Annotated in this window: 21 protein-coding genes; 14 read left to right on the plus strand and 7 right to left on the minus strand. The window is 63.5% G+C overall.

The genetic code is table 11. The annotated features are described in order from the left end of the window. Positions 1–231 precede the first annotated feature (231 nt). From ASC80_RS08805 to ASC80_RS08870, 14 genes are all read left to right on the plus strand, one after another. On the plus strand, positions 232–555 hold the full coding sequence (locus ASC80_RS08805; RefSeq protein ID WP_056295178.1) for an ArsR/SmtB family transcription factor: 324 nt from the start codon (positions 232–234) through the stop codon (positions 553–555). Then, complete coding sequence (locus tag ASC80_RS08810; protein ID WP_056295180.1) at positions 552–1,016, plus strand: DUF1801 domain-containing protein; 465 nt, start codon at positions 552–554, stop codon at positions 1,014–1,016. Before ASC80_RS08805 ends, ASC80_RS08810 begins: the two co-directional genes overlap by 4 nt. Positions 1,017–1,026: 10 nt before the next feature. Then, complete coding sequence (locus tag ASC80_RS08815; protein ID WP_056295183.1) at positions 1,027–1,491, plus strand: DUF1801 domain-containing protein; 465 nt, start codon at positions 1,027–1,029, stop codon at positions 1,489–1,491. Positions 1,492–1,560: 69 nt separating this feature from the next. Then, positions 1,561–1,992, plus strand: coding sequence for an SRPBCC family protein (locus ASC80_RS08820; protein ID WP_056295185.1), 432 nt, complete (start codon positions 1,561–1,563; stop codon positions 1,990–1,992). 37 nt (positions 1,993–2,029) lie between these two features. After that, on the plus strand, positions 2,030–2,284 hold the full coding sequence (locus ASC80_RS08825; RefSeq protein WP_056295188.1) for a hypothetical protein: 255 nt from the start codon (positions 2,030–2,032) through the stop codon (positions 2,282–2,284). Positions 2,285–2,548: 264 nt separating this feature from the next. Beyond that, on the plus strand, positions 2,549–4,306 hold the full coding sequence (locus tag ASC80_RS08830; protein ID WP_056295191.1) for an ATP-binding protein: 1,758 nt from the start codon (positions 2,549–2,551) through the stop codon (positions 4,304–4,306). Positions 4,307–4,534: 228 nt separating this feature from the next. Next, positions 4,535–5,116 carry a peroxidase-related enzyme gene (locus tag ASC80_RS08835; protein WP_056295194.1) on the plus strand — a complete coding sequence of 194 codons (582 nt, stop codon included), beginning with the start codon at positions 4,535–4,537 and terminating at the stop codon, positions 5,114–5,116. A gap of 131 nt (positions 5,117–5,247) precedes the next feature. Beyond that, positions 5,248–5,622 (plus strand): hypothetical protein, encoded by a 375-nt coding sequence (locus ASC80_RS08840; protein ID WP_056295196.1) that lies wholly within the window; start codon positions 5,248–5,250, stop codon positions 5,620–5,622. 182 nt (positions 5,623–5,804) lie between these two features. Then, a complete protein-coding gene (locus tag ASC80_RS08845; RefSeq protein ID WP_056295199.1) occupies positions 5,805–6,086 on the plus strand; it encodes an acyl carrier protein in 282 nt (93 codons plus the stop codon). A 9-nt stretch (positions 6,087–6,095) separates the two neighbouring features. Next, positions 6,096–6,569, plus strand: a complete 474-nt coding sequence (locus ASC80_RS08850) for a 3-hydroxyacyl-ACP dehydratase FabZ family protein (RefSeq protein WP_056295202.1) — start codon at positions 6,096–6,098, stop codon at positions 6,567–6,569. Then, complete coding sequence (locus ASC80_RS08855; RefSeq protein WP_056295204.1) at positions 6,562–7,779, plus strand: beta-ketoacyl-ACP synthase; 1,218 nt, start codon at positions 6,562–6,564, stop codon at positions 7,777–7,779. Before ASC80_RS08850 ends, ASC80_RS08855 begins: the two co-directional genes overlap by 8 nt. Positions 7,780–7,792: 13 nt before the next feature. Continuing rightward, entirely contained in the window at positions 7,793–9,073 is a 1,281-nt protein-coding gene (locus ASC80_RS08860; protein ID WP_056295207.1) for a beta-ketoacyl-ACP synthase, read from the plus strand. Positions 9,074–9,267: 194 nt separating this feature from the next. Continuing rightward, on the plus strand, positions 9,268–10,290 hold the full coding sequence (locus tag ASC80_RS08865) for a zinc-binding dehydrogenase (protein ID WP_056295209.1): 1,023 nt from the start codon (positions 9,268–9,270) through the stop codon (positions 10,288–10,290). Then, positions 10,290–11,222 (plus strand): lipid A biosynthesis lauroyl acyltransferase, encoded by a 933-nt coding sequence (locus tag ASC80_RS08870; protein WP_056295212.1) that lies wholly within the window; start codon positions 10,290–10,292, stop codon positions 11,220–11,222. Before ASC80_RS08865 ends, ASC80_RS08870 begins: the two co-directional genes overlap by 1 nt. Before the next feature lie 157 nt (positions 11,223–11,379). On the opposite strand, the gene ASC80_RS08875 is transcribed toward ASC80_RS08870, so the two are convergent. From ASC80_RS08875 to ASC80_RS08905, 7 genes are all read right to left on the minus strand, one after another. Beyond that, a complete protein-coding gene (locus ASC80_RS08875) occupies positions 11,380–12,474 on the minus strand; it encodes a polyamine ABC transporter substrate-binding protein (protein ID WP_056295216.1) in 1,095 nt (364 codons plus the stop codon). A gap of 12 nt (positions 12,475–12,486) precedes the next feature. Further along, positions 12,487–13,644, minus strand: coding sequence for an aminotransferase (locus ASC80_RS08880; protein WP_056295840.1), 1,158 nt, complete (start codon positions 13,642–13,644; stop codon positions 12,487–12,489). 8 nt (positions 13,645–13,652) lie between these two features. After that, the gene (locus tag ASC80_RS08885; RefSeq protein ID WP_056295219.1) at positions 13,653–13,988 is read right to left on the minus strand and encodes a rhodanese-like domain-containing protein; all 336 of its coding nucleotides are present in this window, start codon (positions 13,986–13,988) and stop codon (positions 13,653–13,655) included. Between the two features lie 407 nt (positions 13,989–14,395). Next, complete coding sequence (locus tag ASC80_RS08890) at positions 14,396–16,318, minus strand: potassium transporter Kup (RefSeq protein ID WP_056295221.1); 1,923 nt, start codon at positions 16,316–16,318, stop codon at positions 14,396–14,398. Positions 16,319–16,459: 141 nt separating this feature from the next. Next, positions 16,460–18,361 (minus strand): potassium transporter Kup, encoded by a 1,902-nt coding sequence (locus ASC80_RS08895; protein ID WP_056295844.1) that lies wholly within the window; start codon positions 18,359–18,361, stop codon positions 16,460–16,462. 159 nt (positions 18,362–18,520) lie between these two features. Next, on the minus strand, positions 18,521–19,351 hold the full coding sequence (locus ASC80_RS08900) for an OmpA/MotB family protein (RefSeq protein WP_056295224.1): 831 nt from the start codon (positions 19,349–19,351) through the stop codon (positions 18,521–18,523). A 33-nt stretch (positions 19,352–19,384) separates the two neighbouring features. Further along, positions 19,385–20,158: a motility protein A gene (locus ASC80_RS08905; protein WP_056295227.1), complete on the minus strand. Its 774-nt coding sequence runs from the start codon at positions 20,156–20,158 to the stop codon at positions 19,385–19,387. Between the last annotated feature and the right edge of the window lie 52 nt (positions 20,159–20,210).

Consider the following 20,210-nt stretch of genomic DNA (forward strand, 5'->3'; position numbering starts at 1 on the left):
TTTGCATGATGCATAACCAGCGGAGTATGGTTCAAAACGCCTGTTCCTGCTGGAACATCGCCAAGATGTGGATGGCCGGAATAAATCCGGCCGACGCGGTGATGGACAAGGGCCCTATTATAGACCTATTTTTTGAGGACTCCGAGGGTCGCCACGCCTCGCCACGTTCCCGCTTGACTGACTCATATCTCCGCGGTTATGTAATCCATAACCACAGAGTTATTAATCCAGATGACGAACGCGCCCGATGTGCTCTTCAGAACGCTCGCTGATCCAACCCGGCGGGCCATCTTCGAACGGCTGTGCCGCGAAGGCGAAAAGACGGTCGGAGCGTTGACGGCCCGGGCCGGGATCTCTCAACCGGCCGTCTCGAAACACCTCGGCCTCCTGAAGCAGGCCGGACTGGTGCGCGACCGTCACGAAGGCCGCCAGACCCATTACAGCGCGCAGCTTGGCGCCCTTGCCCCGCTGATCGACTGGACAAGCCAGATGGCCGGCTTCTGGCAGAACCGGTTCGACGATCTCGAAGACCTGCTCAAAAGGATGGACCAATGAGCAAGCCCGCGACCAGGACGCGCGCCGCGGCCAAACGGACGTCAAAAACAGCGGCGAAAAAACCTGCCCTGCTCTCCGGCGGCAATCCCCAGATCGCGAAAGGCGACGGCGACGCGCCCGTACAGGCCTACATCGCGGCGATGCCGGGCTGGAAACGTAATGTCGGACGCAACCTCGATGCGCTGATCGTGCGCACCGTCCCCGGCGTCCACAAGGCCGTCAAATGGAATTCACCTTTCTATGGAGTCGATGACGAAGGCTGGTTCCTCAGCCTTCATTGCTTCGCCAAATACATCAAGGTGGCGTTCTTCCGCGGCGCATCGCTGCGCCCTGTCCCTCCGGTCGAGTCCAGGCACAAGGACGTCCGCTATTTCCACATCCACGAGGGCGACGAACTCGACGAAGCTCAACTCGCTGCCTGGGTGAAGCAAGCCAGCCGGCTGCCCGGCGAACGCATGTAAGGTCAGAGCAATGAAGAAAGCGGCAACCGCAAAAAAGACGACGAGCGCTTCAAAGGACAGGCAAGACTCTCCTTCCCGACTGATCGATGCGCGCATCAAGGATTTGAATGACTGGCGCGGCGAGATGCTCGCCCGGGTCCGCGCGATCATCAAGCAGGCCGACCCCGACGTGGTCGAAGAAGTGAAATGGAGAAAGCCGTCGAACGGGATGCGCGGCGTTCCGGTGTGGGAGCACGACGGAATCATCTGCACCGGCGAGACTTACAAGAATGCCGTGAAGCTGACCTTCGCCAATGGCGCCGCGCTGGACGACCCCTCTCATCTCTTCAACTCCAGCCTCGACGGCAACGTGAGGCGCGCCATCGATTTCCATGAAGGCGACAAGATCAACGAGAAGGCGCTGAAGGCGCTCATTCGCGCCGCCGTCGCGCGGAACATTTCGGCGCGCGCCCGGAAGAAACCAACAAGCGCTTGAGCCGCGTCGTAAAACCAGCCGGCAAAGCCGGTTCGGCGAACCGCGACAATTTTCTGAAAGGATCGACCCATGAGCACCACCACGACCGAAACCCTCTCCATCGTTGTCGAGCGAGAATTTCCTCATCCGCCGGAAAAGATATGGCGCGCGCTCACGCAACCGCATCTGATCGCGGAATGGCTGATGAAGAACGATTTCAAGCCGGCGGTGGGTCACCGTTTCAATCTTCGCGGAGACTGGGGCGGCGTGCTGGACTGCGAGGTCCTCGCCATCGAGCCGAACACGGCGCTGTCCTACACGTGGAATTTTGCGCACGACGATGCAGCCTTCAAACTGACGAGCGTGGTGACCTTTACGCTCACGCCAACGCGCACCGGCACTCACCTGCGCATGGAGCAATCGGGATTCCGTCCGGATCAGAAGCAGGCTTACGGCGGCGCCAGGCATGGGTGGCAGCAGTTCCTTGCGAACCTCGATCGGGTCGTGGCTCGCCCGGACTGAATCTGCCGCGCCGCGGCTTGTCTCGATAGGAGGTAGCATGACCTGGACTACGTGGATTCGGCAAATTCACCGTTGGCTGTCGGTCGCCTTCACGGTGACGGTCATTGCCAATTTCGTCGCGATGGCGCTGGGAGAACCGCCCGCATGGGTAGTCTACTCGCCCCTGCTTCCGCTCTTCACGCTGCTGTTGACCGGCTTGTACATGTTCGTGCTGCCGTATGCCGCCACGTGGCGCCGCGGGCGGGCGTCAGAGGATAGCCGTGGTGAGGGCGACGCGCCGGCGTGCAGATAAGGAACAAACGTTCGCGCGTGCGCGTTCGTGGTAAAAGTCGGGTTAACAGGCGAATTTCGCAGTGTTTGCGCGCATCGCGGGTAATGCGCCGGAAGTCCCTGTAAATCCGGGCCGTTGAGCGCTCGCGCGTGCCGCAGCCCGTGCGCCGGACGGCATCTGGCGGCGCCGGGCGATGGCGCCGCACCGCTTCTCCTTAACGTTTCCTGCAACATGACGGCGGCATAGTTCGGAGCAGATCACCTCAGATACCGGTCAATTTCGTCGATGTTGAGCACTTCCCAGACTGCGCCGTTCGGACGGGTCGTTTCGGTTCGCGGATCGCAAGCGCGGATCGGGCTGCTCGGGTCGGCGCATGTCACGCCGTTCAATGCCCGCGCCACCGTCGGGCAGTTTTTCGGAATCCGCACCAGCACGACGACGATCATCGCGATCATCACCGAAGTGTCGTGCGAGGGCATCGCCGCCGGCGAGAAATACATCGCGGTCGCATCGGTCGATCTGCTCGGCGAAATCTCGAACAGCGCCTCGGGGCGTTTCCAGCGCGGCGTCACCAGCTATCCGACGATCGGCGACACCGTCGATGTCCTGACCAATCAGGAGTTGCGCACGGTCTACGCGCCGTCGAAAGCCGACCAGATCAACATCGGCACGTTGCAGCAAGACCCATCGGTCATCGCCTATGTCGACGTCGAGGAAATGCTGAGCAAGCATTTCGCGGTTCTGGGATCGACCGGCGTCGGCAAGTCGAGCGGCGTGTCGCTGCTGCTCAACGAAATTCTCAAGGTGCGCCCCAACCTGCGCATCTTCCTGCTCGACGTGCACAACGAATACGGGCGCTGCTTCGGCGACCGCGCGGTCGTGATGAATCCGCGCAATCTCAAGCTGCCGTTCTGGCTGTTCAATTTCGAGGAGATCGTCGACGTCCTGTTCGGCGGGCGGCCCGGCGTACCTGAAGAACTCGAAGTTCTGGTCGAGGTCATTCCGATGGCCAAGGCGATCTACACCCAGTACCAGAATTCCGACCGCGTCGGCCTCAAGCGCGTCGATCCCAAGACCACCGGCTTCACGCCCGATACGCCGGTGCCCTATCGGCTGGTCGACCTGATCTCGCTGATCGACGAGCGCATGGGCAAGCTCGAGAACCGTTCCTCGCGCATCGTCTATCACAAGCTGATCTCGCGGATCGATACCGTGCGCAACGATCCGCGCTACGCCTTCATGTTCGAGAACGCCAATGTCGGCGGCGACACCATGGCCGAGGTCATCAGTTCGCTGTTCCGCCTGCCCGCCAACGGCCGGCCGATGACCATCATGCAGCTTGCCGGCTTCCCGGCCGAAGTAGTGGACTCGGTGGTGTCGGTGCTGTGCCGCATGGCGTTCGATTTCGGCCTGTGGAGCGACGGCGTCTCGCCGCTGCTCTTCGTCTGCGAGGAAGCCCATCGCTACGCCTCCGCCGATCGCGGCACCGGATTCGGGCCGACCCGCAAGGCGGTGTCGCGCATCGCCAAGGAAGGCCGCAAATACGGCGTCTATCTCGGGCTGGTGACCCAGCGCCCGGCCGAACTCGACGCCACCATCATTTCCCAGTGCAACACGCTGTTCGCGATGCGCCTTGCCAACGACCGTGACCAGGCGCTGCTGCGCTCGGCGGTGTCGGATGCGGCGGCGAACCTGCTGTCGTTCGTGCCCTCGCTCGGCACCCGCGAGGTTCTCGCCTTCGGCGAAGGCGTCGCCCTGCCGACGCGCCTGCGCTTCAAGGAAGTGCCGGCGCATCAATTGCCGCGCAGCGAAGCGACGATCGCGACCACGCCGACATCATTCAGCGGCCATGACATCAATTTCGTCGGCTCGGTGCTGGAGCGCTGGCGCGGCGCGACCTCGCATCGCGAGGCGCCGATCGATCCAACCTTCGGCGAGCGGTTCGGCGGCTCGGTTCAGCGCACGACCGACGCGCCGATGCTGCAGCCGTCGCTCGGGCTCGATCCCGATCGCTTCTCGCTGCTGAAGAAGCCGCTGCGCTGAACTCCATATTCGATGTATTCGATGTCGTCCCCGTGAAGGCGGGGATCCAGCGTCCCTGTCCGCGCGATGCAGCGCTTTCGCTCGGTGTCGTCACCGGGCTCGTCCCGGTGACCTCGCTTAGGGTGAAATCTGTTTCAACCCGTTTTCTCCACGCGCCCCGGTATCGCCTTCACCGAAAACCGCGCTAAGGTTCCTGCGAAATCTACCTGCCGCAGGAACCGCTCTCTCATGACTCAACCTCCAATCAGCCGCTTTCCCGTGCCTTCGCTCGACCAGTTGCCGGAGGACATCCGCACGCGGATTCTCGGCGTGCAGGAGAAATCCGGCTTCGTGCCCAACGTGTTTCTGGCGCTGGCCCACCGGCCCGACGAATTCCGCGCCTTCTTCGCCTACAACGACGCGGTGATGGAGCGCGACAGCGGGCTGACCAAGGCCGAGCGCGAGATGATCGTGGTCGCCACCAGCGCCGCCAACCAGTGCCATTACTGCGTGATCTCGCACGGCGCGATCCTGCGCATCCGCGCCAAGAATCCGCTGGTCGCCGATCAGGTCGCCAACAATTACCGCAAGGCCGACATCACGCCGCGCCAAAAGGCGATGCTCGATTTCGCGCTCAAGGTCTGCAACGCCGCGCAGACGACCTCCGAGGCGGACTTCGCCGAACTGCGCAAGCACGGCTTTTCCGACGACGACATCTGGGACATCGCCGCCATCACCGCGTTCTTCGCGCTGTCGAACCGGATGGCTAGCGTCACCGACATGCGCCCCAATGACGAGTTCTATCTGATGGGCCGCGTGCCGAAGGCCTGACGCGCCGGACTATGCCGCGCCGGGCATCCAGCACCATGATTCGGCAGGCTTCTCTCCTGTCCCCGCTGTGGTAGAGTGTTCCAGTGACCTGCCGGTCATTCCCATGGCGACTATTCTGCTGGCGATCCGCGATGACAGTCCACCAGCCAGTTGAGACAGGCGAAGAGCACCGCGTTCTGCGGTTCCGGCCACGGACGCTCGACCGGCCGCCCCGGCGAGGCTCATCGATAACGCCGGCTGGAACGCCGATCGGGTCCGGCCCTGACGGCCTCGCCCGCTATGCGCACGGCCAGGAAGCCGCGGCGGAATACCGTCACCGGATGCTGAACAACCTGGCCGCAGCCGCTTTCGCGGTCATGCTGACGCTGATCGGAATCTGGCTGGCGAACCGCCTCGCCGACCTGCGCAATGCTCAGGATTGCGTCCTGATGGGGCGCCGGGACTGCGCCCATCTCAATCATTCGACGGTTCACATCAATATGTCGTCCTCGATGTTCCGCGAATAGGCGACATCCGGGGTGCCGGACCCGCTCCAGCCGGGCTCCGACCCGCCTGCCCGCCATTGAACTCGGGGCAACGCTCCGTTATACGGGCCTTTGATCCGCAGCGGGAACGGCGCCGCTTTCGCGCCGACCGGTCGTCGCATGCCAACTACTGGCAAAATACCAGATAAATCAAAGGTTTGACCATGCCGTCCACATTCGACCAAGTTGCCACGATTATTGCGGAAACCTGCGACATCCCGCGCGACACGATCACTCCGGAAAGCCACGCGATCGACGATCTGGGGATCGACAGCCTCGACTTCCTCGACATCGCTTTCGCCATCGACAAGGCGTTCGGCATCAAGCTGCCGCTCGAAAAGTGGACCCAGGAGGTCAACGACGGCAAGGCGACCACGGAACAGTATTTCGTCCTGAAAAACCTCAGCGCGCGCATCGACGAACTGGTCGCCGCCAAGGGGGCATGACCCCCAGCCATGCACCTCGAGTATTTTCAGCTCATCGATCGTATCGTCAGCCTCGATCTCGGCGAACGCACCATCACGGTCGAAGCGCAGGTTCCGCAGCAGAACACGATCTTTGAAGGGCATTTTCCCGGCTATCCTCTGATGCCGGGCGTGCTGCTGATCGAGGCGATGGCGCAGACCTCCGGGTGGCTGCTGACCGCGCTGCTGAAATTCGAGCGCATGCCTTTCCTGGCCTCCGTGAAGGAAGCCAAGATGCGCGACTTCGTTCTGCCGGGCGACTTGCTGACGGTGGAAGCGCAGATCGCCCATGACGGATCGGGTTTCGCCGTCACCAGCGCCAAGATCAGCGCCGGCGGCAAACTGAAGTGCAATGCCATGCTGACGCTTCGCCACACGCCGTTCCCGAACGCCGAACTGCGCGGCCATATGGAAAGCGTTGCGAAACGGATCGGCTTCCCGCAACAGGCTCTCGCGCATGACTGACGAATCCACACCGAAAGCCGCCGGATCGCGCGAAGCCTGGATCACCGGCATCGGTCTCGCCTCGTCCCTCGGCGAGGGAATCGATCAGCATTGGGACGCGCTGCAACAGCGCACGGTCAATGCCGATGAGACCACATACGCGCCCTACATCGTTCACCCGATGACCAAGGTGTCGTTCGACGCGCAGATTCCGAAGAAGGGCGACCAGCGCCAGATGGAAGCGTGGCAGCGCATCGGCACCTACGCGGCCGGCCTCGCGCTCGATTCCGCCGGCATCAAGGGCAATACCGAAATCCTGTCGCGCACCGACATGATCGTGGCCGCCGGCGGCGGCGAGCGCGATCTCAAAGTCGACGCCGCGATCCTCAATGCCGAGGTTCAGGGCAATTCGGCGCCCGGCTTCCTCAACGAGCGGCTGATGAACGACCTGCGGCCGACGCTGTTTCTGGCCCAGCTCTCCAACCTGCTCGCCGGCAACATCGCCATCGTCCACGGCGTCACCGGATCGTCGCGCACCTTCATGGGCGAGGAAGCGGCCGGCGTCGACGCCGTGCGCATCGCGCTCGCACGCATCGCCGACGGCAAGAGCGACATCGCCCTCGTCGGCGCGGCGCAGAACGGCGAGCGTCAGGATCTGCTGATGCTCTATGAGTTCAGCGACTTCAACCTGAAGGGCAAACACGTGCCGGTGTGGGCGCGCGACGAATCCCATGGCGGCTTCGCGCTCGGCTCGGGCGGCGCGTTTCTGGTGATCGAATCCAAGGAACACGCCCAGGCACGCGGCGCGAAACCGTTCGCGCGGTTGACCAGCGTTGTGTCCGATCGCGCACGCCGCGCCAATGCCGGCGCCGTGACCACGACGTTCGACTCGCTGTGGAGCAATCTCGGCGTCACCGACAAGACTGCGGCGATCATCACCGGTGCGACCGGCGCAGCCGATATCACCGCCGAGGAGCGCGCGTTCCTGGCCAAACACCCCGGCCACGCCGTGCGCGCCACCGGGACCGCGTTCGGGCACATCATGGAAGCGCAGTTTCCGCTCGGCCTCGCGCTCGCGGCCCTGTCGATCTCCAAGGGCGCGCTGTTTCCGCCGAACGATACCGCGGGTGTCGAGCTTGAAATGTCGAAGCCGCCGACCCAGATCGTGGTAATCGGCGCGGGACACTGGCGCGGCGAAGGCATGGGGCTGGTGGAAGCCATATCGGCGTGAAGGCGGGAGCGGCATGACGGCAACACGCGACAAATTCGGCAGGCCCATCGTGGTCGTCACCGGCATGGGAGTTGTTACCTCTCTCGGCGCCGGCAAGACCGACAACTGGGCGAAGCTCACCGCCGGTGAATCCGGCATCCGCACCATCACCCGCTTTCCGCTCGACGGCTTGAAAACGACGATGGCCGGCACGGTCGATTTCATTCCGATCGAGCCGTTCTCCTCGACGATACTGTCGGAGAAACTCGCCGACCTCGCCGCCGAAGAAGCGATTGCGGAATCCAGTATCGGCACCAAGGGCAATTTCCCGGGGCCGCTGTTCCTCGCGGTCGCGCCGGTCGAAGTCGAATGGCATTCGCGTCAGGCGATGGCGCGCGCCACCGGCGCCACATCGGGCATCGACTACGACACCATGCTGCGCGTCAGCGGCGGCGGCAAGTTCGCCGACTATCATCATCGCTTCGTGTTCGGCTCGGTCGCCGACAACCTCGCCGAGACGTTCGGCACCAAAGGCTCGCCGATCTCGCTGTCGACCGCCTGCGCGTCGGGCGCCACCGCGATCCAGCTCGGCGTCGAGGCGATCCGTCGCGGCGACACCGATGCCGCGCTGTGCGTCGGCACCGACGGCTCGGTCAATCAGGAAGCGCTGATCCGCTTCTCGCTGCTGTCCGCCCTCTCCACCCAGAACGATCCGCCGCACACGGCGGTGCGTCCGTTCTCGAAGAACCGCGACGGCTTCGTGATGGCCGAAGGCGCGGGCGCACTGGTGCTCGAAAGCCTCGAGGCGGCAACCGCGCGCGGCGCGAAAATTCTCGGCGTCCTCGCCGGCTGCGGCGAGCTGGCGGATTCGTTCCACCGCACCCGCTCGAGCCCGGACGGCAAGCCGATCGTCGGCTGCGTGCGCAATGCGCTGTCCGACGCCGGCGTAACCATCGAGCAGATCGACTACATCAACGCCCACGGCACCGGCACGCCGGAAAACGACAAGATGGAATATCTCGGCATCTCGACGGTGTTCGGCGAGCGCGCGCAGCAGGTTCCGGTGTCGTCGAACAAATCGATGGTCGGACATACGCTGTCGGCGGCCGGCGCGGTCGAAGCGGTGTTCTCGGTGCTGACGCTGGAGCATCAGCGGATTCCGCCGACCATCAACTACGATGTTCCCGACCCGACGATTCCGTTCGACGTGGTGCCCAACAAGGCCCGTGATGCCCGCGTCACCGCCGTGATGTCAAACTCGTTCGGCTTCGGCGGCCAGAATGCGACGCTGATCCTGACCGGCGAGCCGGTGTGATTGCTTGAACCCTTTGCCGTCACCCTGAGGTGCCGCAGCGAAGCGGAGGCCTCGAAGGGTGACGGCAAGCCCGCCCATCATCCTTCGAGGCTCGCCGAAGACGGCTCGCACCTCAGGATGACGGGAGCCCCCGGTTGACGCCGCCGCCCTGAGCGGCGATACGCAGCCATCATGAATTCGCAGGACCCCTTCCCATGCGCGCGCTGACCCTCGTTGCCGACCGCGAACTGGTGATCGCGGACGCTCCCCCGCCCCCGCCCCCGGCGGCCGGAGAAGTCCAGATCAACGTCAAGGCGGTGGCGCTCAACCACATCGACGTCTGGGGCTATCGCGGCATGGCGTTCGCCAAGCGCAAGATGCCGCTGGTGGTCGGCGCCGAGGCCTCCGGCGAGATCGTGTCGGTCGGCGACGGCGTCACCCGCTTCAAGCCGGGCCAGAAGGTCGTGATGTACGGCGCGCTGACCTGCGGCGAATGCAAGGCCTGCCGCGAAGGCCGCGACAATCTCTGCGAAAATGTCGCCGGCGTGCTCGGCTTCCATGTCGACGGCTTCGCGCGCGAACTGATGAACCTCAACGAGCGGCTGGTGATCCCGGTGCCGGACGGCGTCAGCATCCGCGACGCCGCCTGTGCACCGATTGCGTTCTCCACCGTTCAGCACATGCTGTTCGACAACGCCAAGCTGCAGCCCGGTGAAACCATTCTCGTTCATGCCGGCGGCTCGGGCATCGGCACCGCCGCGATCATGATGGCGAAGGCGGTCGGCTGCACCGTCATCACCACGGTCGGCAGCGATTCCAAGATCGAGGGCGTCAAGGCGCTCGGCGCGGATCACGTCATCAACTACCGCGAGGACCGCTTCGAGGGCGTCACCCGCAAGATCACCAAGAAGAAAGGCGTCGATGTCGTGTTCGAGCACGTCGGCGCCGATACGTTCAACGGTTCGCTGCTGTGCCTGAAGCGCGGCGGCCGTCTCGTCACCTGTGGCTCGACCTCCGGCCCGACCACGACGCTGAACCTGATGCAGCTATTCCAGCAGCAGTACCGCATCCTCGGTTCGTTCGGCGCGACCATGCGCAACATCTCCGAAAGCCTCGACAAGATGGCGGCCGGAATGAAGCCGGTGATCGACACCGAAGTACCGATCGAGAACGTCGCGGAGGCGCTGAAGCGGATGGAAAGCCGGCAGGTGTTCGGCAAGATCATCGTCACGCTCTGATGCGCCGTCTCCTCCTCCGCGCCCGGGCGCTTGCGCGCGATGCCGTCAAGCCCGTGGGCGGAGTGATCCTTGGCGGCATTGCCGTCGGCCTGCTGCGGCTCACGCGCTATTTCGATCCCGACAAGACCGCAAACTTCTTCGCCGGGATTACGCGGCGCATCGGACCGTGGCTGCCGGAAAACCGGATCGGCCGCGCTAACCTCACCGCCGCATTTCCGGAGAAGTCACCCACGGAGATCGACGCCATTCTCACCGGCGTGTGGGACAATCTCGGCCGCGTCGGCGCCGAGTTCGCCCATCTCGACCACATCTGGAATCTCGATGTCGATCATCCCGAACGCGGGCGCATCGAGTTGGGCGCAGACACGTCGGAGAAGTTCGAGCAGTTGCGCAACGACGGCAAGGGCGCGCTGATTTTCGCGAGCCATCTGGCGAACTGGGAATTGCCGGCGCTGGCCGGTCCCGCCTACGGCCTCGACTCCGCGATCCTGTTCCGCCGCCCCAACATCGCCGCCGCCGACCGCGCCATTCAGGACATGCGCGCCGTCAACATGGGCACGATGATCGCCACAACGCACGACGCGCCGCTGCGTCTCGCGCAGGCGCTGCAGAAAGGCATCCATGTCGGGATGCTGGTTGATCAGTATTTCGGCCGCGGCGTCAACGTCACCTTCTTCGGCCGCACAACCAAAGCCAATCCCCTGCTCGCGCGTCTGGCGCGGCAGGTCGAATGTCCGATCCATGGCGTGCGGGTCATCCGCCTGCCGAACCATCGCTTCCGCGTCGAACTGTCGGACGAAGTGAAGCCGGCGCGCGATGCCGCCGGGCAGATCGACGTGCAGGGCACGATGCAGGCGATCACCACCGTGATCGAAGGCTGGGTGCGGCAGCATCCCGAACAATGGCTGTGGCTGCACCGCCGCTGGCGGTGAGTCTTACCTTCCCTCTCCATAGGAGAGGGGAAAAAAGCGCCGTACGTTATGATGCGTCATGGCCGGATTTATTCCGGCCATCCACGTCTTTGGCGATCGCTCAAACAAAGACGTGGATGCGCGGGTCAAGCCCGCGCATGACGAACTCGAAATTGCCTCACCGTCCCGTCTTCACCCGCGTCCAAAGGCGGTTGATGATCCGCTGCGTCGCCGGATCGCGCGCGGTGACGACGAACAGCTTCTTCATCGTCGCCTCGTCCGGATAGATCGTCTTGTCGTTGATGACCTTCGGATCGATCAGCTTCTGGCTGGCGAGGTTGCCGTTGGCATAGGACAGGAAGTCCGAGTTTTTCGCCGCGACGTCCGGGCGATAGAGATAGTTGATCAGCGCATAGGCTTCATCGACGTTTTTCGCATCCGCCGGAATGGAGAAATTGTCGAAGAACATCTGCGCGCCTTCCTTCGGGATCGCATAGCCGATCTCGACGCCGTTGTTCGATTCCGCCGCGCGGCGCTGCGCCTGCTTGATGTCGCCGGACCAGCCGACCACGAAACAGATTTCGCCGGTGGCGAGTCCGTTGAGATATTCAGACGAATGGAATTTGCGCACGAACGGCCGCACCTTGCTGACGGCTTCCGCCGCCTTCTCCAGATCTTCGCGCTTGGTCGAATTCGGATCGCGTTTTTTCAGCCAGGTCAGCGCCGCAGGAAGAATATCGTCCGGCGAGTCCAGCATGTGGACGCCGCAATCCTTGAACTTCGCAAGGTTGTCGGGATTGAAGACGATGTCCCACGAGTCGACTTTTGCATCCGGCCCGAGAATCTCGCGCACCTTCTTGACGTTGTAGCCGATGCCGGTGGTGCCCCACATGTAATTGGCGGCATAGACATTACCGGGATCATAGATCGCGAGCTTCGCGGTGATTTCCGGCCACGCATTGGCGAGGTTCGGCAGCTTCGATTTATCGAGCTTCTGGAACACGCCGGCCGCGATCTGGCGCTGCAGGAAATACGCCGTCGGCACCACGAGGTCGTAGCCGGACTTGCCCGCGAGCAGCCGCGTCTCCAGCGTCTCGTTGGCATCAAAAGTGTCGTAGACCACCTTGATGCCGGTCTCCTTGGTGAACTCGTCCAGCACCCCCGGTGCCATGTAGCTCGACCAGTTGTAGAAGTTGACGACGCGGTCGGCAGCCTGCGCCGACACCGACACCATCAATCCTGCCATCGCGAGCGACCATGCGACAAGACGCATCGCAAACCCTCCCTAACCGCCGCCGCGCACCGCGCGGGTCAGCCGTTCCAGTGCCTCGTCGATCACCGCATCCTTCTTGCAGAAGCAGAAGCGGATCACCGACGTCACCGCGTCGGATTCGTAGAACGCCGACACCGGCACCGACGCCACCTTGTAGTCCGCGACCAGACGGCGCGAGAACTGCTCGTCGGTTTCGTTCAGGCCGAGCGGCTTGAGATCGACGGTGACGAAATACGTCCCCTGCGACTTGATCACCGGAAAGCCGAGGCTCGCGAGCCCGTTGCTCAGCCGGTCGCGGCTGCGCGCCAGCTCGGCGCGCGCCCGCATGAAGTAGTCGTCGGACTTGCCGAGACCGTAAGCCACCGCGACCTGCAGATTGGGCGCGGTGGTGAAGGTGAGAAACTGATGCGACTTCGCCAGCACGCGCAGCAATTGCGGAGCGGCGCAGATGAAGCCGACCTTCCATCCGGTGAGGCCGAAAATCTTTCCGGCGGAACCGATCTTCACGGTGCGGTCGCGCATTCCCGGAATGGCGATCAGCGGTGTGTGTTCGAGGCCGTCGAAGGTGACGTGCTCCCACACCTCGTCGCAGATCGCGATGATGTTGTGCTCCTGACAGATCCGCGCCAGCAGTTCGAGGTCCTCGCGCGGATAGACCACCGCCGCCGGATTGAGCGGATTGTTAAACATCAGGTATTTGGTCTTCGGCGTGATCGCGGCGCGCAGCGCCTCCTCCGGAATCCGCCAGTGCGGCGGCTCCAGCCGGACGAATTTCGCCACGCCGCCGGCAGCGCGGATCAGCGGATTGTAGGCGTCGTAAGCCGGCGGAAACACGATCACTTCGTCGCCCGCCTGCACGAGGCCGAGCACCGCGCTGGCGATGGCTTCGGTGCCGCCCGAGGTCACCAGCACTTCGCTCATCGGATCGAGATCGAGGTGATGCCAGTGGCGGTAATGCGTGGCGATCGCCTGACGCAGTTCAGGAATGCCCATCATCGACGGATACTGGTTGTAGCCGTTGACGATGGCGTCGGCCGCCTTCAGGCGAATATCCTCCGGCCCCGGATCGTCCGGGAAGCCCTGTCCGAGATTGATGGCGTTGTGGTCGCGCGCAAGTTGCGACATCGCTTCGAAGATCGTGACCGGCAGGTCCGCAAAAACAGGATTCATGATGCGCGTCAGCCGCCCGTCTTCGACGGAAGACCCGCGGCCTTCCATGCCAGCATCCCGCCGGCGAGATGAGAATCGTACGGCTTGCCGCCGGCCTGCGCGGCAAGCGAGGCGGTCACCGAACGCTTGCCGGAACGGCAGGCGAACACCACCGTCCTGCCTTGCGGATCGGGAATCTCGTCGGGATCGAAAATCGAGAGCGGCAGCACCACCGCGTCGGGATAGGCCTCGGCGGAAACCTCGTTGAACTCACGCACGTCGACGAGCAGATAGCGCCCTTCGGTCAATCCTCGGGCCACCTCTTCAGGCGTGAGATCGTGAACTTGATCGGCTTTATCGGGCACTGTGGCCTCCCGGCTTGGTCCGCTTTTTTTCGGGCGTCAAACTCCCTTTTTGTGCGGACAAAATCAAGCGCCGGAGGGGGGTAAATAAGAAGGCTGAAATCCCGATTGCACTAAATCGTCATGCCCATGCCCCGGACGCGGCGCGGCATCTTTTATGCCGCTCCGCTGATCCGGAGCCGTCCCAAACACCGAGTGTGGAACGATCCCGGGTCTGCGTCGCAACGTAAGGAACGCTGCGACGCGCCCGGGATACGGGCTCAAAAAGCGATCAGTGAAGTAAGATGCTTAAAAGTGCTGAGTGCTTTCGAGCGCGACACCCACCCGTAGCCCGCATGAAGCGCAGCGCAATGCGGGATGATGGTCTTATGAGACCCGGATTTCGCTTCGCTGCATCCGGGCTACGATCGCTAAATCGACACCTGCGTGCCGACTTCGACCACCCGGCCGGTCGGGATCTGGTAATAATCGGTGGCGTCGTTGGCAGCGCGGGACAGCGCGATGAACAGGCGATCCTGCCAGCCCGGCATTTCGGATTTGGCCGCCGGTTTCAGGGCACGGCGCGACAGGAAGAACGACGTCGACATGATGTCGAACTGCCAGCCGAGCTTGCGGGCGATGGCGAGCGCCTTCGGCACGTTGGGCGATTCCATGAAGCCGAAGCGCAGCGCGACACGGGAAAACCCCTCGCTGATCTCCTCGAGCCGGACACGCTCGCCCGGATCGACGCGCGGCGTCGGCGCGGTCTCGATGGTGAGAATGACGTTCTTCTGATGCAGCACCTTGTAGTGCTTCAGGCTGTGCATCAGCGCGGTCGGCGCAAAATCCGGATTGCTGGTCAGGAACACCGCCGTACCCGCCACGCGCTGCGGCGGTTTCTTCTCCAGCATCGCCACCAGTTCCGCCAGCGGGATTTCCTGCTTGTGCGATTTCTGATGCAGGATCCGGCTGCCGCGCCGCCAGGTGTACATCAGCAGCATCACCACGCCGCCGAGCACCAGCGGCACCCAACCGCCCTCGAACACCTTGAGCAGGTTGGCGGACAGGAAGGTCAGGTCGAGCAGCAGGAACGGTGCGATCAGGGCCGCGGCGGCAAGCGGGTGCCACTTCCATACCTTCCAGATCACGACGAAACCCATCGTCGCCGTCACCACCATGGTGCCGGTGACGGCGATGCCATAGGCCGAGGCCAGCGCGCTCGACGAGCGGAACAGCACCACCAGCAGCAGCACGGCGATCAGCAGCAGCAGCGTGACGCGGGGAATGTAGATCTGGCCGGCGTGGGCCTCGGAGGTGTGGCGGATCTCGAAGCGCGGCATCAGGCCGAGTTGAATCGCCTGCCGTGTCAGCGAATAGGCTCCGGTGATGACGGCCTGGCTGGCGATCACCGTGGCAACGGTCGCAAGCACCACCATCGGCACCAGCGCCCAGTCGGGATACATCAGGAAGAACGGGTTTTCGACGGCGCGCGGATTGTGGAGCACGATCGCACCCTGCCCGAGATAGTTCAGCGCCAGCGACGGCAGCACGATCACGAGCCAGGCGGTCTGGATCGGTTTCTTGCCGAAATGGCCGAGGTCGGCATAAAGCGCCTCGGCGCCGGTGACGGCGAGAAACACCGCGCCCAGCGTCACCAGTCCGATGACGCCATGATGGATCATGAACGAGATCGCGTGCAGCGGATTGAACGCGGACAGCACTTCGGGATGGCGGATCACGGGCGGGATCGCCGCCACCGCGATCACCACGAACCACAGGCACATCAGCGGTCCGAACAATGCAGCGACCCGTGCGGTGCCGCGCGACTGCACCGCGAACAGAGCGAGCAGGATCACCACCGTGAGCGGAACCACATAGGGATCGAGCGCGGCGGTCGCGAGCTTCATGCCTTCGATCGCCGACAGCACCGACAATGCCGGGGTGATGACCGCGTCGCCGTAGAACAAGGCGCCGCTGACGATTCCGAGCATCACGATGCCGGCGCCGCCGGGGCCGAGTGCGCGCTGCGCCAGCGCCATCAGCGCCAGGGTGCCGCCCTCGCCGTTGTTGTCGGCGCGCAGCAGGATCAGGACGTATTTCAGCGTCACCACCACGATCAGCGCCCACAGCACCAGCGACAGCACGCCCAGCACGGCATTCGGATCGACGTGCGTTGCGCTGGCGCCCGCCGCCGTCACCGCCTCACGGAAGGCGTAGAGGGGGCTGGTGCCGATGTCGCCATAGACGACGCCGATGCTGCCGAGCATCAGGGTCGGAAAGGCTGCCGTGGAATGGGCTTCGCAATGGCCATTGGCCGCCGGCTGGTTCGCCGCGGCGACCGCGATGCTGCTCATGGGTGATAGGGCCCTCGGTTGCACTGCACAATGACAGAGGCCGGGCATATACGCTCTCGCTCAGAGCTTATCTCGCGCTGATTTTCGGCCTCAGACCTGCGGTGAGCGCATACCGCAACGGTGCGAAAATATATCAATGAATCAGATAGATACCTGAGTTCCAACCTCGACCACGCGGCCGGTCGGGATCTGGAAATAGTCGGTCGCGTCATTGGCGGCCCGGCTCAGGCTGATGAACAGATGGTCCTGCCATTTCGGCATTCCCGATTGCGCCGCCGGCTTCAGCGAGCGCCGCGACACGAAGAACGACGTCGACATGATGTCGAACTGCCAGCCGAGCTTGCGGGCGATGGCGAGCGCCTTGGGCACATTCGGCATCTCCATGAAGCCGAAATTGAGCCGGACAGCCGAGAACTTGTCGCTGATGCCCTCGATGGTGACGCGATCGAGGATGTCCACGCGCGGCGTCTGCGCGGTGGTGATGGTGAGAATGACGTTGTGCTCGTGAAGCACCTTGTTGTGCTTGAGATTGTGCAGCAGCGCGGTCGGGACGTATTCCGGATCGCTCGTCAGGAACACCGCGGTGCCCTTGACGATATGCGGCGGCCGTTTTTCGAGGCTCTTGATCAGGTCGCGCAACGGCACTTCGGTGCGCCGGGTCTTGTTGGTGAGGATCGCCGCCCCGCGCCGCCAGGTCCAGATCAGCACCACCACCGCGAGGCCGAACAGCAGCGGCACCCACGCGCCATCAAGCAGCTTGAGGAAGTTGGCGGCGAAGAATGTCATGTCGACAAACACCAGCGGCACGATCAGCGCGGCCGCGGCGCCCGCGCGCCAGCCCCACAATTTCCAGACCACCACGAAGCCCATGATGCCGTCCGCGACCATGGTGGTCGAAACCGCGATGCCGTAGGCCGAGGCCAGACCGCTCGAGGTGCGGAACATCAGGACCAGCAGCAGCACGCCGATCAGCAGCAGGGTGTTGACGCGCGGCAGATAGATCTGCCCGGCATGGGTTTCGGAAGTGAAACGGACCTCGAAACGCGGCAGCAGACCGAGTTGCACCGCCTGCCGGACCAGCGAGAACGCGCCGGTAATCACGGCCTGGCTGGCGATGATGGTGGCAATCGTCGCCAGCACGATCAGCGGCACCAGGAAGGTTTCCGGCACCATCCGGTAGAACGTGTTTTCGATGGCGTTGGGATGGGACAGGACCAGCGCGCCCTGCCCGAAATAGTTGATCAGCAGCGCCGGCAGCACGAAAAAGAACCACGCGGAGCGGATCGGCTTCCGGCCGAAATGGCCGAGATCGGCGTAAAGCGCCTCGCCGCCGGTCACCGCGAGGAACACCGCGCCGAGCGCGACGAGGCCGATCTCGCCGTGGTTCAGCATGAAGTGGACCGCGTACCAGGGATTGATCGCATACAGGACGGTCGGATCGTCGGAGATATGCATCGCGCCCATTACGGCGAGAACGCTGAACCAGACGATCATCACCGGACCGAACGCGGACGCGATCCGATGAGTGCCGTGACTCTGGACGCTGAACAAAAGAACGAGAATGAACACCGTGAGCGGCACGACGTAATGCTCGAGCCCCGGTGCCGCGATCTTCAGGCCTTCGACCGCCGACAACACCGAGATCGCCGGGGTGATCATCGAATCGCCGAGGAACATCGCCGCGCCGACAATGCCCAGTCCGAGCAATATTCCGGAGCGGCGGCCGAGCGCGCGCTGGCCAAGCGCCATCAGCGACAGCGTACCGCCCTCGCCGTTGTTGTCGGCGCGCAGCAGCAACAGCACATACTTGGTAGTGACGACGATGAAGAGCGCCCACACGATCAGCGACAGCACGCCGAGCACGACCGCCCGGGAGACGTCCCCGCCTTCGGTTGCGCCGTGGACCGCTTCGCGGAAGGCATACAGCGGCGACGTACCGATATCGCCGAACACCACGCCGACACTGCCGAGAGTTAATTTCCAAAAGCCCGAGTGGGGCTCGACTTCATCGGGGACTTCGGTGGTCGTCTCGGTGGCAGCCATGACTTGAACAAACGCTTTGCTGGTGACTTCGATCCAGACGCCCCGATGGCGGCCATTCGGCGGACCGGCCTTATAGCACCGCGTCTCCTGCAAGCCCACAAAGCCCTGACAGGATTTCCACCGTCAGGGTTTTGTGGTAAAATAGTAGCGATCAAGCCGTCAGGGCTTGAGATTCGGCGGCAATGGCGGGCTTTCCCGCATCAGGGTGATCGTCACCCGGCGGTTGGCGGCCAGCGACGGATCGTCCGGAAACAGCGGCTGGGTGTCGGCCTTGCCCGAGACGGCGAAGATATGGGACGGCGGCAAGCCCTCACGCTCGAGAATCTGCCGGACCGCGTTGGCCCGGTCGGCGGACAGATCGAAGGCATCGTAATCCCGACGGGACTGCACGAAGGTCGAAGACGTGTGGCCGACGATCGACACCCGCAGCGGCGACTGCCGGAGCGGCCCGGCGAGCCGCTGGATCAGCTTGCGCGTCCGCTCGTAAGGCTGCCTGGAGCCATCGGCGAACATCGAGCGGCCGTCCTGATCGACGATCTCCAGATTGAGACCGTCCTTGGTTTCCTCGAACATGATGTGCTTGGACAACTCGGTCATTTCCGGCATGTCCTGCAACGCCTGACGCAGCGACGCCGAGGCGAGCGCGAATTCGCGATCGGTCTTGAGACGCGCGCCGACAAGGCGCTTCTGGTCGTTCTGGTCCGGCGTCGGCGTGTTGGACGCCTCCTCCGGCGGAATATGGTCGACGTTCTTCAGTTTCGGCCGCGTCGGCAGGCCGTCGGATTCGATCACACCGGAATAGCGTGCCTGGGTCTGCACGCCGAACGCGTCGCGCATCGAGCCGGCGACGATCTTCAGCTTCTGCTGATCCTGACTGGAGAACGCGACGAGCATCACGAAGAAGCTCATCATCAGGCCCATCAGATCGGCGAACGTCACGAACCAGCCGTGTCCTCCGCCGTGCGCGTCGCCTCGTTTCTTCTTGGCCATCGCCTGTCCCCCGAACCGTTGTCAGACCGCCGTTCAGGCGGGCACCGGTTCGCCCTGCTCGTGACGATGTTTCTCCGGCAGATAGGCCAGCAGCATTTCGCGCACCAGGGTCGGGCTCTTGGCATCGCGGATCATCAGGATGCCGTCGATGATAATGGTGCGGTTGGTTTCCTCGTCGAGCAGCTTGCCATGCAGCTTGTCGGCGATCGGAAGGCAGAACAGGTTGGCGACCAGCGCGCCGTAGAGCGTCGCGAGCAGCGCAGTCGCCATGAACGGGCCGAGCTTCGAGGGATCGGTCATGTTGGCGAACATCTGCACCATGCCGATCAGCGTGCCGATCATGCCGAACGCCGGAGCGCAGTCGCCGATGGCGCGGTAGATCTTGCTGCCCTCGTCGAGGTGCATCAGGAAGTTGTCACGGTCGCGCTCGAGGTTGTCGCGAATGAAATCCATGTCGTAGCCGTCGGCGACGTAACGGATTCCCTTGGCCAGGAACGGATCGTCGGTTTCGACCTTCTCGAGTCCGACAGGCCCCTGCTTGCGGGCGATCTCGGCGATGCTGGCGAGTTCGTCAACCAGGCCGCGCGCGGTCGAGCGGCTCATGGTGAAGGCGAATTTCGCACCAAGCGGCAGGCCGTGCAGGATGGACACCAACGGGAAGCGAATGAGCGTAGCGGCAAACGAGCCGCCGAAGATGATGATCATCGCATGTTCACTGATGAACATGTGAAGGTCACCGCCCATGAAGATCATCGCCACGATCACGATCGTACCGATGATCAGGCCGATGCTTGTCGTGATATCCATCAAACACTCCAACGCGCACTGGCACAGCCCATTCTGAGCTGCGCGGTCAGAG

It is taken from the genome of Afipia sp. Root123D2, from assembly GCF_001425835.1.
Classification (GTDB): domain Bacteria; phylum Pseudomonadota; class Alphaproteobacteria; order Rhizobiales; family Xanthobacteraceae; genus Afipia.

Bases quoted from the DNA above. Each gene is read 5' to 3' on its own strand.
- ASC80_RS08820 (WP_056295185.1), top strand. From the start codon at position 1,561: ATGAGCACCACCACGACCGAAACCCTCTCCATCGTTGTCGAGCGAGAA.
- ASC80_RS08850 (WP_056295202.1), top strand. From the start codon at position 6,096: ATGCACCTCGAGTATTTTCAGCTCATCGATCGTATCGTCAGCCTCGAT.
- ASC80_RS08865 (WP_056295209.1), top strand. From the start codon at position 9,268: ATGCGCGCGCTGACCCTCGTTGCCGACCGCGAACTGGTGATCGCGGAC.
- ASC80_RS08835 (WP_056295194.1), top strand. From the start codon at position 4,535: ATGACTCAACCTCCAATCAGCCGCTTTCCCGTGCCTTCGCTCGACCAG.
- ASC80_RS08890 (WP_056295221.1), bottom strand. From the start codon at position 16,318: ATGAGCAGCATCGCGGTCGCCGCGGCGAACCAGCCGGCGGCCAATGGC.
- ASC80_RS08805 (WP_056295178.1), top strand. From the start codon at position 232: ATGACGAACGCGCCCGATGTGCTCTTCAGAACGCTCGCTGATCCAACC.
- ASC80_RS08900 (WP_056295224.1), bottom strand. From the start codon at position 19,351: ATGGCCAAGAAGAAACGAGGCGACGCGCACGGCGGAGGACACGGCTGG.
- ASC80_RS08855 (WP_056295204.1), top strand. From the start codon at position 6,562: ATGACTGACGAATCCACACCGAAAGCCGCCGGATCGCGCGAAGCCTGG.
- ASC80_RS08905 (WP_056295227.1), bottom strand. From the start codon at position 20,158: ATGGATATCACGACAAGCATCGGCCTGATCATCGGTACGATCGTGATC.
- ASC80_RS08880 (WP_056295840.1), bottom strand. From the start codon at position 13,644: ATGAATCCTGTTTTTGCGGACCTGCCGGTCACGATCTTCGAAGCGATG.
- ASC80_RS08870 (WP_056295212.1), top strand. From the start codon at position 10,290: ATGCGCCGTCTCCTCCTCCGCGCCCGGGCGCTTGCGCGCGATGCCGTC.
- ASC80_RS08825 (WP_056295188.1), top strand. From the start codon at position 2,030: ATGACCTGGACTACGTGGATTCGGCAAATTCACCGTTGGCTGTCGGTC.
- ASC80_RS08815 (WP_056295183.1), top strand. From the start codon at position 1,027: ATGAAGAAAGCGGCAACCGCAAAAAAGACGACGAGCGCTTCAAAGGAC.
- ASC80_RS08830 (WP_056295191.1), top strand. From the start codon at position 2,549: ATGTTGAGCACTTCCCAGACTGCGCCGTTCGGACGGGTCGTTTCGGTT.
- ASC80_RS08875 (WP_056295216.1), bottom strand. From the start codon at position 12,474: ATGCGTCTTGTCGCATGGTCGCTCGCGATGGCAGGATTGATGGTGTCG.
- ASC80_RS08810 (WP_056295180.1), top strand. From the start codon at position 552: ATGAGCAAGCCCGCGACCAGGACGCGCGCCGCGGCCAAACGGACGTCA.
- ASC80_RS08845 (WP_056295199.1), top strand. From the start codon at position 5,805: ATGCCGTCCACATTCGACCAAGTTGCCACGATTATTGCGGAAACCTGC.
- ASC80_RS08895 (WP_056295844.1), bottom strand. From the start codon at position 18,361: ATGGCTGCCACCGAGACGACCACCGAAGTCCCCGATGAAGTCGAGCCC.
- ASC80_RS08860 (WP_056295207.1), top strand. From the start codon at position 7,793: ATGACGGCAACACGCGACAAATTCGGCAGGCCCATCGTGGTCGTCACC.
- ASC80_RS08840 (WP_056295196.1), top strand. From the start codon at position 5,248: ATGACAGTCCACCAGCCAGTTGAGACAGGCGAAGAGCACCGCGTTCTG.